Here is a 15,912-nt window from a genome sequence, read left to right as displayed (position 1 = left end):
CGTGGAAAATTACCAACCTTGTTTCCTTATCCCTTGCTATAACCATGGCAGCACAATCGCTGCTGTGGTGTCATCGCTCGAACCTTTTTCATTACCTTTTATTGTGGTGGATGACGGCAGCAATAATGAAACTAAACACGCACTTCAACAGATAGCCGAGCAAGACAATATTACTCTGGTCACTCTGTCTGAGAATTCGGGCAAAGGTGGCGCAGTCATGGCCGGTATTCGCAAAGCGAAAGAGCTTGGCTACAGTCATGTGGTACAGATTGATGCCGATGGGCAGCACGATGTAGAAGCGCTGCCTAATCTGCTAGCGTCTTCACAGCAAAACCCCTATCACCTCATTTCTGGTCAGCCCGTCTACGATGATAGCGTGCCTAAATCGCGCTTATATGGTCGATACGCGACTCACGTTTGGGTCTGGATAGAGACACTGTCGTTTGCCATCAAAGACAGTATGTGCGGCTTTCGAGCCTATCCAGTTGCCAAAACCGTAGACGTGCTCGATAAGTACGACATCGGCACACGAATGGATTTCGATATCGAAATTCTTGTGCGTATGTATTGGGAAGGAGTCGAGATTGATTTTGTTGAAACTCGCGTTATCTACCCTGAAGACGGCATCTCCCACTTTGATGCTCTGTGGGACAACGTTAAAATCAGTTGGATGCACACGCGACTTTTCTTCGCCATGTTGCCAAGAATCCCTCGTCTACTGGCGCGTAACCGTCGCAAGAACGCTGCCAATAAAGATGCACACTGGTCTAAACGACAAGAGCAAGGCACCATCTTTGGTATCAAACTGATGCTCGCGATCTACAGCTTGCTGGGGCGTAAAGTGTTCAACCTGATCCTCAAAGTTGTCATGCGTTACTATCACCTAACTGGCAAAGAGGCGAAACAAGCCTCTGAGATTTATCTCAAGCAGCTGAAAAGTTACGCTCAGCAACACTCGCTCACTCTGCCCAATGGATTAGATAGCTATCAGCATTTACTCTCGTTTGGTCATACCATGCTGGATAAACTGGCCGCTTGGAAAGGTGACTTCAATGTCGATAATCTAACCATTCACGGTCAAGAACATTTCCAAGAGATGGTCGACAATAACCAAGGGGTACTTATTCTTGGTTCGCACTTAGGTAATATCGAGCTTTGCCGTGCGCTTGGCCGACGACATTCACACGTCAAGATTAACGCTCTCGTCTTTACTGAACATGCTGAGCGATTCAACACCGTGATGAAGGCCGTCAACCCAAGTTCTGAGTTAAATCTGATACAGGTGAGCTCGATGGGGCCTGATACCGCGATTTTACTCCAGCAAAAAATCGAGCAAGGTGAGTGGGTGGTTATTGTCGGTGACCGCACTTCCACCAGCAAAGAAAGTCGCTCTGTGTGGGCAGAATTTTTAGGTAAACCTGCTCCCTTCCCGCAAGGCCCATTTATGCTGGCTTCAGTGCTCAAAGCGCCTGTTTACCTGTTATTTGGCTTAAGAGATGATTCATGTGAGAAACCTCACTTTGACGTCTATTTCGAACCGTTTAGCGACAAGATCGTTCTTCCACGTAAAGAACGTCAGCAAGCGCTAGAGAAAGTGGTGCAGGATTATGCTAATCGACTGCAACACTACACCCTGCAAGCACCCTTGCAGTGGTATAATTTTTTCAATTTTTGGACATTAAGTAATCAGAACGATGACAAAGCAAAACACTAACGCCATTAAGTTTGGCGCACAGGCGCTAACCATAGAAGACGTGGTTGCCATTGCCCAAGGTGCCAATGCTAGCCTCAATAATTCACCAGAATTCACTGCAAAGATCGATCGCGGTGTTGCGTTTTTAGAGCGCCTGCTGAAAGAAGAAGGCGTCATCTACGGTGTTACAACTGGCTACGGCGATTCTTGTACCGTTGCGATTCCACCTAACCTTGTCGACGAACTGCCACTGCATTTAACTCGCTTCCACGGCTGTGGATTAGGTGAGGTGCTCTCTCATGAACAAGCAAGAGCAGTACTCGCAACGCGACTTTGCTCATTAGCGCAAGGTGTGTCTGGCGTTACCCATGATCTGCTTAACCAAATCGTTACTCTGATCAATCAGGATATTGCGCCGCGTATTCCTCAAGAAGGATCTGTTGGTGCCAGTGGCGACCTTACTCCACTTTCTTATTTGGCTGCAGCATTAATTGGCGAACGTGATGTCCTTTACAAAGGTGAAGTTCGCCCTACCGCTGAAGTGTATGCCGAACTTGGCATTGATCCTATTCACCTTAAGCCAAAAGAAGGTCTAGCCTTGATGAACGGTACATCCGTCATGACCGCTTTGGCTTGTCTTGCCTATAAACGCGCCGAGTACTTAGCGCAGCTTTGCACCAAGATTACTGCCATGGTTTCTGTCGGCATGCATGGTAACGACTTCCACTTCGATGAAGCTCTGTTTGCGGTTAAACCTCACCCGGGTCAACAGCAGGTCGCAGCTTGGTTACGTGATGATCTAAAAGCGGATCGTCCACCGCGCAACAGTGACCGACTACAAGACCGATACTCACTGCGCTGTGCGCCCCATGTTATCGGAGTAGTACAAGACTCACTACCTTGGCTACGTTCAATGATTGAGAACGAGCTAAACAGTGCCAACGACAACCCAATAATCGATGGCGACAACGAACGCGTTCTACATGGTGGTCACTTCTATGGCGGCCATATTGCGATGGCAATGGATACGCTAAAAACAGGTATCGCTAACTTAGCTGACTTGCTCGACCGCCAAATGGCGCAGCTAATGGATTACAAATTCAATAACGGCTTACCATTCAACTTAACGGGTGCTGAAGGCGAACGTAAACCAATTAACCATGGCTTCAAAGCGGTACAAATTGGCATCTCGGCTTGGACAGCAGAGGCACTAAAACACACCATGCCAGCCAGTGTTTTCTCTCGCTCAACGGAATGTCATAACCAAGATAAAGTCAGCATGGGCACCATTGCAGCGCGTGATTGTATTCGCGTATTAGAGCTGACTGAACAAGTTGCTGCCGCTTCGCTTTTGGCAAGTGTTCAAGCGGTAGAGATTCGTCGCCGTCATAATGAGCTCGATGAGCACCACATGAGCGACAATCTAAAGATGATTCGTGATGCCGTACTTGGAGAGTTTGAATTTGTCGCAGAAGATCGTCCATTGGAGAAAGATCTGCGCCACTTTATTACACGTATTCAACAGCGTCACTGGTCTTTGTACTCGGAGTCATAATGGAGCAAGAGATCCTATTTCCGCTCGAATCTGAGGTGACATTAGTCACCTCTTTTCAGGATGCTGACCCAATGGGCGTCATCTATCACGGTAACTACTTCCGCTACTTTGAAGAAGCTCGTCGTGTGATGATGGATAAGATTGAGTACGGCTACCTAGCAATGAATGCCTCTGGCTACATGTGGCCTATCATAGGGACTCAAGTTAAGTACGTAAAAGCGATTCCATTTAACCACGAGATCCGCGTAACCGCGAAACTCACCGAGTGGGAAAACCGACTGCGCGTCGATTACGTCATTTATGATAGCAAGTCAGGACAAAGAATGTGTAAGGGTCACACAATGCAAGTCGCAGTGGCAATGGAAACGGAAGAGATGTGTTTTGCCTCACCTAAGGCGCTAACTGATAAAATAGAATACTGGCACCAACACGGGAGAATTGCCGAATGAAAAAATGGCTGTTAATCGCCCTGCTTGCTGTCTCTCCATTTTCATCGGCTACAGTCACTGATCTTGAGTCGCTGCAAGTTCAACTTGCACAGCATGAAATTGTTCGCGGTGACTTCACCCAACTGCGACACATCGAAATGTTCGAGCAACCTCTTAGCTCACAGGGCAATTTCACATTAAGCAAACAGCAAGGGCTACTTTGGCAGCAAACGATCCCTTTTCCAGTTAATCTCGTTCTGACTGAAGATAAGCTGCGCCAAACTTTTGCAGGTCAAAAACCACAAACCGTCACTGCAAAAGACAACCCAATGGCGTTTTATTTCAGCCATGTGTTTTTGGCGGTTTTCCATGGTGATACGCAAGCACTGCAGGAACAGTTCGACATTGCATTCAAGGTGACCTCCGGCGACTGGACGATTAAGCTGACGCCGAAACAAGCGCCATTAAATGCAGTATTCGAAACGATCACCCTAGTTGGAAATCAGAACATTGATCAACTGACCTTAAAAGAAATTCGTGGTGATAAAACCGAGATTCTTTTCTCCAATCAAACTCATCAACCAGAGAGCCTAACGGATGCTGAACAAGCGCAATTCAGCTTCTAAACTCCCTAACTTGGCAGAAGCAAAAACAACAAAAAAGATCGCACTCGCATGGCTAGGTTTAGTTATGTTGTTTATTGCTATGCTTGCGAAGCAGTGGCTCTGGTCAGCCCAATCTCCGATTGAAACCAATATCCTCAAGCTGCTGCCTATCAATCAGCAAGATCCTGTTGCAGAACAAGCCTTTGAATCTGTCTCTGGCAATTTAAGTGACAAAGTCGTATTTGTTGTCACCGCCAACAAGGATGAGAGCGCCTTCGCGGCGGCCAGCCAATTAGAACAAGATTTGATCCAAACAGGGCTGTTTGCCGAAGTCGTCGGCAAAGTGAGCGCAGCGCAACAAAGTCAGTGGGCGGCCTACTATTTTGATCATCGTTACCAGCAGCTGACTGCCGAGCAACGTGATAGGTTAGCTAATCAACCACAAGCTCAGGTCCAACATGTACTTCAGTCACTGTATAACCCGTTTTCTGGTGTGACAGGTCAAGAGCTCGCGAGCGATCCATTCCTCCTCTTTCGAGATTACCTTTCTCAACTAACTCAGTTGAGCTCGGCTTTTGTCCTTGACCAAGGTTTCCTCACTACAGAGTTTGAAGGGCAAAAATATATACTTGTCAGTGCGACGCTTAATGACTCTCCTTATAGCTTAACGGCACAGCAAGGTGTCACAGATATCCTTTCGATTGAGCACTCGCTAGCCGAACAATTTGGTGCCAATACCTTCCATACAGGAGTACTGTTTTACGCCCAGTTTGGTACTGAAAGCGCCAAATCTGAGATCAGCACCATAGGTTTGTTCTCACTATTAGGCGTTATCATTTTAATTGTTGGAGTTTTCCGCAGTGCAGCACCGTTATCACTTGCACTTCTTTCTATTGGTGTTGGTCTTTTATCTGCGTTAGCTCTAACAACCTGGATATTTGGTAGCGTACATTTGTTTAGCTTGGTATTTGGAGCGAGCTTAATTGGCGTCTCCATCGATTACGCATTCCACTACTTAACCGAACGTCTGGCCGCGGGTCAAAAATGGGACAGCCGTAAAGGGCTTAAGCATATCTTTACCGCAATCACTATGGGGCTCATCACTAGCTTAATCGGCTACCTAGGAATGCTGATTGCGCCTTTCCCAGGGCTGCAACAACTGGCTCTGTTCTCCTCAATTGGTTTAATTGCCGCCTACGCTACTGTCGCTGCTTGGTATCCTGTGCTCGCGGTTAACCCAAGTGCTGACAGAAAACTTCCAGGGCAATGGTTCTGGCAACAGTGGCTCACTGTGTGGACTAAACCTGCGGTTAAGTACGGGCTACCTTTTATTTGCTTAATCGCAGCGATTTTGCCTTTATCAAGCTTGCACTACGATGACGATATCAGGCAACTTCAAGCCATGCCTGAGAGTTTAAAACAGCAGGAAGAGTTCATTACCCAACTAAGTGGCCTACAATCGTCTCAACAGATGTTAGTCGTGACCGCTACCAATGATGAAGCGTTACTGCAAAGGCTTGAAGCTTTAGACACACAGCTAAAAGAATGGCAACGTGAAGGTAAAATCCAAGGCTATCAGAGCCTAAGCCAGTACCTGAGTTCAACCACTCGCCAAGAGCAAAACTATCAACTGATTCAAGATTTGTATCAGCAGCAAGGTACTCTTCTCCGCGATACATTAAAGCTCTCCGAAGTACCTAGTTTGTCTGCTCCGTTATCGAAAGTGACACTGCAAGAGTATCTTGAGCATACTGTTTCAGAGCCAGTGCGCTTTCTCTATATCGGCAAAATCGCAGGTAAAGCCGCCGGGGTCGTTGTTCTCAATGAGCTCTCGCAACCAGAAGAGATTAAGGCATTTGCCAATATTCATAGTGATATTAGCTACCTCAATAAAGCCGAAGAGATCTCGGCTTTGTTTGCCGACTATCGAGTTAAAGTCATGGAGTTGCTTATTGCAGCTCTTACCGTTATCGCACTGCTACTGGTGAAACGTTATGGTTTCAAGCATTCAATCAAGATTTTGATGCCTTCTTTGATTGCCTGTGTTGCCGGTTTAGCGACCGCTTCAGCCGTAGGATCTACACTGAATCTGTTCAATTTACTCGCACTTATTCTCATTATTGGGATTGGCATCGACTACACTCTGTTTTTTGCTGAAAAAGCGCGTAGCCAAAGTACATTACTGGCAATTACGCTTTCGGCGATGACCACATTGCTCTCGTTTGGCTTGCTGTCACTAAGCCAGACGCACGCCATTCATAGCTTTGGTATCACAGTGTTGAGCGGTATTTTCGTTGCTTGGTTGCTGTCCCCTATGGCTATCGAAGAAAGGAAACCATCATGAAGTCACGTTTTCTATCCCAAACGCTATTAGCCACATTGCTTGGTGTGACTGTAAGTGCCTGTAGCTCAACACCACAATCAACCACACCCGTTGTTCAGATTACTCAGCAGGAGCAAGTTAACTTACCAACACCCAGCGACCTAGGTTATTCCCTAACGGCAAGCCAACTAATTGAAGCGACATGGAACAGCAATAAGCAAAAACGTACAGAGCAGCTGCCTGTTCAGCTACAAGTGAGTGGCGACAAACTGGTTTTAGCTGGCTTTTCATCTTGGGGGACTCGAATATTATCGCTTAACTATCAAGATGATGAGATCACAACCGAGGTACTAAGTGGTCTAGGAGGCGTCTTACCTCCTCCAGAGCAGGTACTATTTAACCTGATGATCACGCTCTGGCCTGTTTCTGCTTGGGAAGCCCCATTAAATAAGGTAAGGTGGCAAATAATTGATAACTATAATACCCGAGCAATTTTCGATAATAGTGGTAAAAAGGTCATTGATATCCAATATAGCAACAAGGACAGGCTAAGCGGAGATATCATTTTCCATCACTTAATCGACAACTACACTATTACAATTAAAACACTGCAATTTAATAGACAACACCATAGATAGCCATCATGCTGACACACGTTTCAAGACCCATTTTTATTCAAGACTGTGGCTTTCATTCTGCGATGGGATCTGAAGACTCTCAAATTCATCAGTGCCTGTCCGGTCAACGCGCATCAAACATGGTGCGAGATGATCGTATACTCAATACAAAAACCTCAACCATAGTCGGTCGCGTGCAAGCTGCGCTGCCCGAACTGCCTGAGCACTTAAGCGCATTTGATACTCGCAATAACCAATTAGCTCTCTCTGCACTTAAGCAAATTGAGGGTTCGGTCCAAAACGCCATTGCTGAGTATGGTGCATCGCGTATTGCTGTGATTATCGGCACTAGCACATCTGGCATTGCCGATGGCGAAATTTCCTATAAGCAGAAGTTAGATAGTGGCGACTTTCCCGATTCATACCACTACCGTAAACAAGAATTAGGAAATACCAGTGACTTTGTCGCGTCCTACTTTGGAATTACTGGACCTTGTTATGCCATCTCAACCGCTTGTTCTTCTAGTGGGCGCGTATTTATTACTGCTCAGCGCTTAATGCGCAGTGGGTTGGTTGATGCCGTCATTGTCGGGGGCGTTGATACGATCTGCCGCCTAACATTAAATGGCTTTAACGGTTTAGAAGCTTTATCCCAAAATCTTTGTCAGCCATTTTCAGAGAATCGTGATGGCATCAATATCGGTGAATCAGCGGCGATAATGCTGCTGGGTCAAACACCATCAAAGGTTGCCTTGCTTGGTGCTGGGGATAGCTCTGATGCTCACCATATCTCTGCGCCTCACCCTGAAGGTGTTGGTGCTGAACAAGCGATGCAAAAAGCACTAGATGATGCTGGGCTAACTACCGCTGACATTGGCTACGTCAATGCACACGGTACAGCGACCCCACTCAACGACAGCATGGAAAGCAAAGCCATCCATAGACTGTTCCCAAACAACGTGCCTGTTAGCTCAACCAAACCTTTAACAGGCCATACCTTGGGCGCTGCTAGTGCTACCGAAGCCGCGATTGCTTGGCACATTTTAAAACACGATTTACCACTACCGATTCAGCATTGCCAAAACAAAGCAGAAGACATTGAAGTTTCACTGGTTGAAACTCAAACCAAGCTGCAAGGCAAAGCCATTTTAAGTAACTCTTTTGCGTTTGGTGGTAACAACATTAGTCTAATTTTTGGTTACACCCATGACTAACTACCCTTCAGTAGGGCAACTATTGCCTCATGATGAGCCCATGATACTTATTGATCGTGCGCTAGACATTCAACAAGACACCATTCACTGCCAAGTGGATATTGGTGATAAGAATCCGTTCTTCAACGCCGAGTCACAAACCATTCCTGCATACGTCGGTATTGAGTTTATGGCTCAATCAGTCGCTGCTTGGTCCGGTTACCATGCCATGCAACAAGGCCAAGAACCGCCAATAGGATTTCTTCTTGGCAGTCGCCGTTACACATCTCATGGTGACCATTTCAATCAAGGTCAAATACTCGATGTATACGCCGAGAAAATGATGGAAGATAACGGAATGGCGGTGTTCACTGCGCGTATCGAATTCGAGCAACAAACCGTGGCGAGCTGCCAATTGAATGTTTACGTACCATCTGAAGAAAAATTAAAAGAAATGAAAATCAGGAGTCAACAATGACCCGACAAATTTTAGTGACAGGCGCAAGTAAAGGAATCGGTAAAGCGATTGCCGTTCAATTAGCGAAAGATGGCTTTACCATTGCCGTCCATTATATGGGCGATCAGCAAGGTGCTCAGGACACATTGAACCTCATTGAGGAGAACGGTGGCAGCGGCCGTCTGATCCAGTTCGATATCAGCAATCGCGAAGAGTGCCGCTCTAAGCTAGAAGCCGACATCGAACAACATGGTGCTTATTATGGTGTGGTTAACAACGCAGGCATTACCCGTGATACCGCCTTCCCTGCAATGACAGAAGAAGAGTGGGATGGTGTTATCCACACAAACTTGGATAGCTTCTACAATGTGCTCCACCCATGCGTGATGCCAATGGTACAAAAACGTAAAGGTGGCCGAATCGTCACACTAGCGTCTGTATCTGGCCTGATGGGTAACCGTGGGCAAACCAACTACAGCGCGGCAAAAGCAGGCGTTATTGGCGCAACAAAATCTCTTGCGCTTGAACTGGCTAAACGCAAAATCACCGTTAACTGTGTCGCGCCTGGACTAATTGATACCGGTATGGTTGATGACCATGTCAAAGAGCACGCAATGCCTCAAATTCCATTACGCCGAATGGGAGAGCCAGAAGAAGTGGCAGGCTTAGTCAGCTACTTAATGTCTGACATCGCGGGCTATGTAACTCGCCAAGTCATTTCGGTTAACGGAGGTTTAGTATGAGTCGCCGCGTCGTAGTCACTGGTATGTCCGGCGTTACTGCCTTTGGTAACGACTGGCAATCTGTAGAGCCTAAGCTAAGAGCCTGCGAAAACGCCACTCAATACATGCCGTCTTACGAGCAATACGATGGTCTTAACACTAAGCTCGCAGCGCCTGTTGATGACTTTGAACTGCCTAAGCATTACAAACGCAAGCAAGTTCGCGGTATGGGACGCGTGTCTCGCTTGGCGACAGTGGCAACCGAGAATGCATTAAAGCAAGCAGGATTAATCGGCGCTGAGGTGCTTACCAACGGTCAGACCGGTATTGCTTACGGCTCTTCGACAGGCAGTACCGACGCTGTTGGTGCATTTGGTGTGATGCTCAACGAGAAATCAACCAGAGCTATTACCGCCACGACATATGTTCAGATGATGCCTCACACTGCCGCAGTGAATGTCGGCCTCTTCTTTGGCTTAAAAGGGCGTGTAATCCCAACCAGCAGTGCATGTACTTCGGGTAGCCAAGCCATTGGTTATGCCTACGAAGCGATTAAACATGGCTACCAAACGGTCATGGTTGCGGGGGGTGGTGAAGAGCTATGCCCAACCGAATCTGCCGTCTTTGATACCCTATTTGCCACCAGCTTAAAAAACGATGCGCCGAAAAGTACGCCTCGTCCGTACGACACTCACCGTGATGGGCTAGTGATTGGTGAAGGCGCTGGTACTCTAGTACTTGAAGAATACGAGCATGCTAAAGCACGCGGTGCCAAAATCTATGCCGAAATTATTGGCTTTGCCAGCAACTGCGATGCCGCTCATGTGACCCAACCACAGATGGAAACCATGCAGATTTGTATGGAAATGGCGCTGCAAGATGCGGGTATCGAGCCAGAGAAAATCGGCTATGTTTCGGCTCATGGTACTGCAACAGATCGGGGTGATATTGCGGAAAGTAACGCTACCGAAAATGCACTAGGTAAAGTGCCAATCAGTTCGCTTAAGAGTTACTTCGGGCATACTCTTGGTGCTTGTGGAGCCATTGAAGCCTGGTTGAGCCTAGAAATGATGCACACTGGTTGGTTTAGCCCAACGCTAAACCTAGATTCATTAGACGAGCAGTGTGGTAATCTCGATTACATTACCGGTAACGGTCGTGAACTTGATGTCGAATACCTTATGAGCAATAACTTTGCGTTTGGTGGCATCAACACATCGATTATCTTTAAAAAGATCTAACTCTAGGGTCTCTTTCCCAGCCAAGTCCAACCGTGACTTGGCTGACTTCTCTCTCCTCGTTTCCCGTTTCCCGTTTCCCTAATAATTCTAAGCACTTGCGCACAATCTTTATGAAATGAGATTGGCTTAAATCCAAATCTGAAGCAAGCTCACAAGTTATTTTTAACAATTAAGTAACATGCAAAAAATCACTCATTACCTCGTGATTTCAGCCGCATAACGCACCTAATATAGCCAATATTCCACATATCCTTTTCTAGACTTGCTAACTTATTTTTAGGTAATTATTTATCTAATCATGCGCAGTTTATAAGCGTTAAAACGTGAAACAGAAATAATAAGATAACGAGTGGAAAGGATTAATTATGTTTAGAATGAGCAAGTTAGCGGCTTCGTTAGCGTGTATTGTTTTAAGTGGCAGCCTCTATGCTGCAGAACCTTACGATGCAACGAAAACCTACTCTGGCGGTAGCCAAGTAACCGTTGGTGGCAATACCTATGAAGCAAAATGGTGGGTGAATGCAGGACAAAGCCCTACTGATAACTACGCCAATGAATGGGATTCTCCATGGAAGTTGGTCAGCGGCACCACTCCTGATCCAACGCCTGATCCAGATCCAGACCCAACACCGGATCCAACACCTGACCCTACTCCCGATCCGACCCCAGATCCTACACCTGACCCAACGCCAGACCCAACACCCGATCCAACGCCTGGTACTGGAGTCTGTGCTGAATTCAACGTCTATCCAAATTGGACGCAAGGAAATCATGCTACTGGTGGCGACATCATGGTCAACGACAATGTTGCCTACAAAGCAAACTGGTGGACATCTTCCATTCCGGGTAGTGATAGCAGTTGGGCGCACCATTTAGATTGTGACAATAACTCTTCCGGTGGCACTACTGCACTGAAACTGCCAAACCCATTAGATCCGGTAAGGCTTGAAGTCAGCGGTTGGCCAAGTAATTTTGTTGTCGCAAGCCCTGCAAGTCTTGACGCTCCATCCACTTTGACCATCAATGCCATTAATAGCCAAGACCTTGCAAATCTAACCAAACTGACTGACGCCTTCGTAGCCTTGATTCAAGCAGCAGATCTTGCTGGCTCAACGTCAATCATCCTCAACAGTGATGTATTGGATGCTGCAACAGCTGATAAAGGCGCAGCCCTTGGTACTGTCGCGGTCAAACAAGCACTAACCGCAGCAGTAGACGCCACTGGTACTCATAGCCAAATTGACGTTAACGCGATCAATACGCTTACGGATGATGTTAAAGGTTGGGCGCAAGCTCATAACCTTGTCATTTCAGCGCTGGCGCCACAGGCGACATTCGGTTGGACATTGAGCATTGGTGATTTTGCTTACAACACTCATTCAGGTAAACGAGCAGTATGGAACGCCGCTTCCGGCGCGTCTTCAGATCTGTTGGCAAGCTTCGAGCTTTATAAAGCAGACTCACTCAACAAGGCGGATTTTGTTGCCTTTACTAAATCAGCAACAACTGCCGCTCTTACCGATGAGCAATGGCACTATGCACTAGAATACGTTAAACAAGTATCTGACCATATCAAAACACCAGCACTGCTCTCTTCAATTCCTACGGCACAGGCTTCCACCTACTTCTTAGGTAATAACTCTGGTGACCGCCATATTCGCAAAGCTGCGCACAGCAACATTTTTGCGATTTTGTTCGATACAGACAGTGCTGACCTAAATACTAAGATCGCTCGTTACCAAACTGCGACCGTACCTTTGTATTACGTTGGTGAAAGCGTGAAGAATGGACCACTCACTCGAATCACCTCACTGAATGCTGAGTTGGCCAGCGCTGAGAACGCAATGAACAACCAAGCCTTCCTTTATGAAGTGGCTCAAGCACAATGGGCACCATCTACGGTATACAAATGGAATGACTTCTTAGCAGGTCTTAACTCGATGCACAATGTCGGCGTTGCCGGTAACACCTTCTGGTTATTGGATGACGCTGCTAACGATGCGACAAACTCAGTTTACGCAAAAGTCGCTATCGCTGCCTTCTTAGCGCAAAGTATGCAAGAGACCATTCGCTACAACGCTTGTGATGAAAACAACTGGTCTGAAGTTCGATACGGCGCACCGGTTAACTACCCGATGACTGCAAGTTGTGGTCAGCTAGGTCAGAAATACGCCGATTACGGTAAAGACCCAGTTACCGGCATTGACCACCCTTACTCGTGCCCTCGCGATCCGAAGATGGAAGTCACAGCACTAACCAATGCGAAATGGTACGGTGCACCAGCGCCAGTCTTCGCAGCACCAGACTCTGTTCTTGCAGAGAAAGGTTTACTCGTGAACGGTAATGTTGGCCGCTGGACAAACGACGGTCACTGTATGGAAGTTCCAACCAGCGTAGATACCTCTAAGCAGGTTTGGGAGCGTGGTGAGTGTAAAGTTTACGAAGGTCAAAAAGCGGGTAAGTTCATCTGGGATGGTAGTGACACTAACGGCACTGTCGAAGGCTGTGGTTGGTGGGGCCGTGGCGTTATTCAAACCACAGGTCGCCAAAACTTCGGTACGCTAAACCACTTCATGGGTCGTTCTCACGTTGACCCAGATACGATTGGAACCACTGTGAATGGTGTTGTTGTTCAAGCACCACCTGCGAACCCACTCTATGCCGATCTCGACTTCTGTTCTAACCCTGGCTTAATCTGTAGCTCAGAAGAGAACAGAGAGATCAAATGGATTGCAGGTCTATTCTACTGGGTAACCTCCGTACAGGCTTACAACGATGAAGGTGGTCCATACGCAAGCTGGAACTACCATACTGAGCTGAAGAGATACGTTGACGGTGGCCTACAAGGCACTGAGTTTATTGACGCAGTTTCAGGCATTGTAAACCGTGGCTGTCCTGATAGTCATTGTCCAGTGAGTGGTGAAGTTCACGCAGTTAAAGAGCGTCAAGACAACTTCAAACTTGTGTTACAAACTCTGGGTCTAAACCCTCAGTAATGAAGTAGTACCTTAGCTACAACCAAGGCTCCTGATGTTCAGGAGCCTTTTTATTTTTTCAAAAACAAACAGCGAAAACAAAGATAACAACATATAATGCACGCTCCCGCGCTAATGTATAACTCGCAAACTATAAATCATACCTATGAAAAGTATGATAATCTTACGCTCCCACAGGCGACAGGGTTGCTTGTCAGGTTATCAATAATTAGATCATAAAAACTAAGGATTAATGATGTTTAAACGCCTACTTTGCGTTGCTGCTGTACTTGTAATGGCAGGGTGTAGCTCACCTAAATTTGACGGTAAGCCCCTTGAAGAGACAAACCAATCAAAGCAACTCACCATTGTCGAAGATGATGCGACACGAGATATTTTTCTGGCTTCAATGCTAAATTGGTGCGATATCAATGGTTACACATGTAAAGTTGTCGTAGATGGCACAACCCCTAAGGAAGATGAACTCACTCTCGACTATGTATCTCGCTGGAGCTGGGACTTTAAAACCTTTATCGCAGATGCTCGTATCACTGCATACCAGGAAGGGCAACGCGTTGGCTACGTGACATTCAAAGCACCAAATCAGCTGACTTTTGACAAATATGGAAGTGATGAAGAGCGCATTAAAGCTATGATGGACGTTCTTTTCAAAATCACCTCTGCAAAAGAAGCAACTCGTAAAGCTGGTAATGGTGAAATTTAACAATATAGAGCCCTCTTCTTGAGGGCTTTTCTAAATATTTTAAACGAATCTCTTCGAAACCTACTCAACCTTCACAATAAACCTTTACAATGCGCTAAGTTCAGGTACTATCTACGTGCTCTGCAATTCAGAGTTATTAGTGAAACTGCAAGTCGAAAGTAAATTCTTAGTAAAACGCGTTACCGTTGTTATCCTTAGTGTTTCCCTTAGCTTCATCGTTACATTAAATAGTTCAAATTTTCAGTGCATATAGAAGATTAACTTAACTTATATAAGGAAGACATCATGTCTAACAAAACTACTGGTATCGTAAAATGGTTTAACGAAGAGAAAGGCTTCGGTTTCATCACTCCAGAAAACGGCGGTGCTGACGTATTCGTTCACTTCCGTGCTATCGCTTCTGAAGGTTTCAAAACTCTAAAAGAAGGCCAACAGGTTTCTTTTGAAGTAGAACAAGGTCAAAAAGGCCCACAAGCTGCTAACGTAGTACCAGCTTAATTTTAAATTGACCTAAGCGTCAATTATCTAAGATTCGAAAAACCAGCCCAAGTGGCTGGTTTTTTATTGCCTATAAGAACCAAAAAAGCCCTACCGAAGTAGAGCTTTCATTTCTTTAATAGCGATTACCACATTAAATCGTCTGGCACGACGAAATCTGCGTATGGATCATCTTCAGCAGGGATATCTTCCGCTGGTGCATTTTGTTCGATGATGACGCTCTCATCACGCATTGCAATTTTCTTCGCTACGCTACTTGGAATGACCACATAAGTCTCATTTGTGCGGGCAATAGATAGAATGCCTTTTGCCAATTGGTCACGAATCAACTGTTCAACATAGATAGCTTTAACCAGTGTGCCATCAGTAAAGTTGTATTTGATTTCGCCATCTTTCTGATCGATGGTGTTCATCTCAATCAGTTGCTTGATTTGCGCTTTGATCTCTTTGGATAAACGTTGCTCTTTCTGCTCTTCACTCAGTGCTTTATCGCGCTCTTGCTGTTGGCGCTTGTTCTCTTCCACTGCTGCTTTAACTTCACGTGCTTGTACACGAGATTTCTTCGAGCCTTTTTTTGCTTTTTTCAGTTTCTTCTCGTTCACTAAGCCTGCTTTAAGCATTTGCTCTTGAAGTGTCAGTTTTGCCATTGTTCTTCCACAAGTAAGTCATCAATTTGCGTCTATTTTAACGGCTCAATGCAGTCAAAGAAAGGCTTCATCCAACATAAAATCCGCAGTAGAAATGAATAGAAAATCATCGCCTCGCCATTGCGATTTCATCAATCGTGACGACAAAATTGTTTTGTTAGACTCTGATGGCTTTTTATCCGTTAATGCGCTCGACGCGGAAGCTTAGAGAAGCCAAATTCAGTCCCGTGTCAG

Annotated in this window: 14 protein-coding genes; 13 read left to right on the top strand and 1 reads right to left on the bottom strand. The window is 46.1% G+C overall.

What is annotated here, in order from left to right; all coding sequences use genetic code 11:
* Position 1: 1 nt before the first annotated feature.
* The 13 genes from LYZ37_RS16465 (at position 2) to cspE (ending at position 15,031) form a co-directional block, all read left to right on the top strand.
* Positions 2 to 1,714: a glycosyltransferase family 2 protein gene (locus LYZ37_RS16465; RefSeq protein ID WP_272787963.1), complete on the top strand. Its 1,713-nt coding sequence runs from the start codon at positions 2 to 4 to the stop codon at positions 1,712 to 1,714.
* Positions 1,695 to 3,248, top strand: coding sequence for an HAL/PAL/TAL family ammonia-lyase (locus LYZ37_RS16460; RefSeq protein WP_272787962.1), 1,554 nt, complete (start codon positions 1,695 to 1,697; stop codon positions 3,246 to 3,248). The genes LYZ37_RS16465 and LYZ37_RS16460 overlap by 20 nt, the downstream gene beginning before the upstream one ends.
* Positions 3,248 to 3,697: an acyl-CoA thioesterase gene (locus tag LYZ37_RS16455; RefSeq protein WP_004744624.1), complete on the top strand. Its 450-nt coding sequence runs from the start codon at positions 3,248 to 3,250 to the stop codon at positions 3,695 to 3,697. Before LYZ37_RS16460 ends, LYZ37_RS16455 begins: the two co-directional genes overlap by 1 nt.
* Entirely contained in the window at positions 3,694 to 4,302 is a 609-nt protein-coding gene (locus tag LYZ37_RS16450) for a LolA family protein (RefSeq protein ID WP_272787961.1), read from the top strand. Before LYZ37_RS16455 ends, LYZ37_RS16450 begins: the two co-directional genes overlap by 4 nt.
* Positions 4,274 to 6,625, top strand: a complete 2,352-nt coding sequence (locus LYZ37_RS16445; protein WP_272787960.1) for an MMPL family transporter — start codon at positions 4,274 to 4,276, stop codon at positions 6,623 to 6,625. The genes LYZ37_RS16450 and LYZ37_RS16445 overlap by 29 nt, the downstream gene beginning before the upstream one ends.
* Positions 6,622 to 7,242: a DUF3261 domain-containing protein gene (locus LYZ37_RS16440; protein WP_272787959.1), complete on the top strand. Its 621-nt coding sequence runs from the start codon at positions 6,622 to 6,624 to the stop codon at positions 7,240 to 7,242. Before LYZ37_RS16445 ends, LYZ37_RS16440 begins: the two co-directional genes overlap by 4 nt.
* A 5-nt stretch (positions 7,243 to 7,247) precedes the next feature.
* Entirely contained in the window at positions 7,248 to 8,435 is a 1,188-nt protein-coding gene (locus tag LYZ37_RS16435; RefSeq protein WP_272787958.1) for a beta-ketoacyl-[acyl-carrier-protein] synthase family protein, read from the top strand.
* On the top strand, positions 8,428 to 8,892 hold the full coding sequence (locus tag LYZ37_RS16430; protein WP_272787957.1) for a hotdog family protein: 465 nt from the start codon (positions 8,428 to 8,430) through the stop codon (positions 8,890 to 8,892). The genes LYZ37_RS16435 and LYZ37_RS16430 overlap by 8 nt, the downstream gene beginning before the upstream one ends.
* Positions 8,889 to 9,614 (top strand): 3-ketoacyl-ACP reductase FabG2, encoded by a 726-nt coding sequence (locus tag LYZ37_RS16425; protein ID WP_272787956.1) that lies wholly within the window; start codon positions 8,889 to 8,891, stop codon positions 9,612 to 9,614. The genes LYZ37_RS16430 and LYZ37_RS16425 overlap by 4 nt, the downstream gene beginning before the upstream one ends.
* Positions 9,611 to 10,834 carry a beta-ketoacyl-ACP synthase gene (locus LYZ37_RS16420; RefSeq protein ID WP_272787955.1) on the top strand — a complete coding sequence of 408 codons (1,224 nt, stop codon included), beginning with the start codon at positions 9,611 to 9,613 and terminating at the stop codon, positions 10,832 to 10,834. Before LYZ37_RS16425 ends, LYZ37_RS16420 begins: the two co-directional genes overlap by 4 nt.
* A gap of 365 nt (positions 10,835 to 11,199) precedes the next feature.
* A complete protein-coding gene (locus LYZ37_RS16415; protein WP_272787954.1) occupies positions 11,200 to 13,830 on the top strand; it encodes a cellulose-binding domain-containing protein in 2,631 nt (876 codons plus the stop codon).
* Positions 13,831 to 14,065: 235 nt separating this feature from the next.
* Positions 14,066 to 14,533, top strand: a complete 468-nt coding sequence (locus LYZ37_RS16410; protein ID WP_171320549.1) for an Sbal_3080 family lipoprotein — start codon at positions 14,066 to 14,068, stop codon at positions 14,531 to 14,533.
* Positions 14,534 to 14,818: 285 nt separating this feature from the next.
* Complete coding sequence (gene cspE / locus LYZ37_RS16405) at positions 14,819 to 15,031, top strand: transcription antiterminator/RNA stability regulator CspE (protein ID WP_004744614.1); 213 nt, start codon at positions 14,819 to 14,821, stop codon at positions 15,029 to 15,031.
* 125 nt (positions 15,032 to 15,156) lie between these two features.
* Here cspE and LYZ37_RS16400 read toward each other — a convergent pair whose 3' ends face one another.
* Positions 15,157 to 15,678: a DUF2058 domain-containing protein gene (locus tag LYZ37_RS16400; protein WP_272787953.1), complete on the bottom strand. Its 522-nt coding sequence runs from the start codon at positions 15,676 to 15,678 to the stop codon at positions 15,157 to 15,159.
* Between the last annotated feature and the right edge of the window lie 234 nt (positions 15,679 to 15,912).

This window comes from Vibrio tubiashii (assembly GCF_028551255.1).
GTDB lineage: Bacteria > Pseudomonadota > Gammaproteobacteria > Enterobacterales > Vibrionaceae > Vibrio > Vibrio tubiashii_B.
Note: the sequence above shows the minus strand (reverse complement) of the source record. Positions and strands in the feature narration are given on the sequence as shown.

What these genes read in the sequence shown, in the direction of transcription:
- LYZ37_RS16440 (WP_272787959.1), top strand. Translation starts at nt 6,622, where the DNA reads ATGAAGTCACGTTTTCTATCCCAAACGCTATTAGCCACATTGCTTGGT.
- LYZ37_RS16445 (WP_272787960.1), top strand. Translation starts at nt 4,274, where the DNA reads ATGCTGAACAAGCGCAATTCAGCTTCTAAACTCCCTAACTTGGCAGAA.
- LYZ37_RS16430 (WP_272787957.1), top strand. Translation starts at nt 8,428, where the DNA reads ATGACTAACTACCCTTCAGTAGGGCAACTATTGCCTCATGATGAGCCC.
- cspE (WP_004744614.1), top strand. Translation starts at nt 14,819, where the DNA reads ATGTCTAACAAAACTACTGGTATCGTAAAATGGTTTAACGAAGAGAAA.
- LYZ37_RS16400 (WP_272787953.1), bottom strand. Translation starts at nt 15,678, where the DNA reads ATGGCAAAACTGACACTTCAAGAGCAAATGCTTAAAGCAGGCTTAGTG.
- LYZ37_RS16410 (WP_171320549.1), top strand. Translation starts at nt 14,066, where the DNA reads ATGTTTAAACGCCTACTTTGCGTTGCTGCTGTACTTGTAATGGCAGGG.
- LYZ37_RS16420 (WP_272787955.1), top strand. Translation starts at nt 9,611, where the DNA reads ATGAGTCGCCGCGTCGTAGTCACTGGTATGTCCGGCGTTACTGCCTTT.
- LYZ37_RS16415 (WP_272787954.1), top strand. Translation starts at nt 11,200, where the DNA reads ATGTTTAGAATGAGCAAGTTAGCGGCTTCGTTAGCGTGTATTGTTTTA.
- LYZ37_RS16450 (WP_272787961.1), top strand. Translation starts at nt 3,694, where the DNA reads ATGAAAAAATGGCTGTTAATCGCCCTGCTTGCTGTCTCTCCATTTTCA.
- LYZ37_RS16455 (WP_004744624.1), top strand. Translation starts at nt 3,248, where the DNA reads ATGGAGCAAGAGATCCTATTTCCGCTCGAATCTGAGGTGACATTAGTC.
- LYZ37_RS16460 (WP_272787962.1), top strand. Translation starts at nt 1,695, where the DNA reads ATGACAAAGCAAAACACTAACGCCATTAAGTTTGGCGCACAGGCGCTA.
- LYZ37_RS16425 (WP_272787956.1), top strand. Translation starts at nt 8,889, where the DNA reads ATGACCCGACAAATTTTAGTGACAGGCGCAAGTAAAGGAATCGGTAAA.
- LYZ37_RS16435 (WP_272787958.1), top strand. Translation starts at nt 7,248, where the DNA reads ATGCTGACACACGTTTCAAGACCCATTTTTATTCAAGACTGTGGCTTT.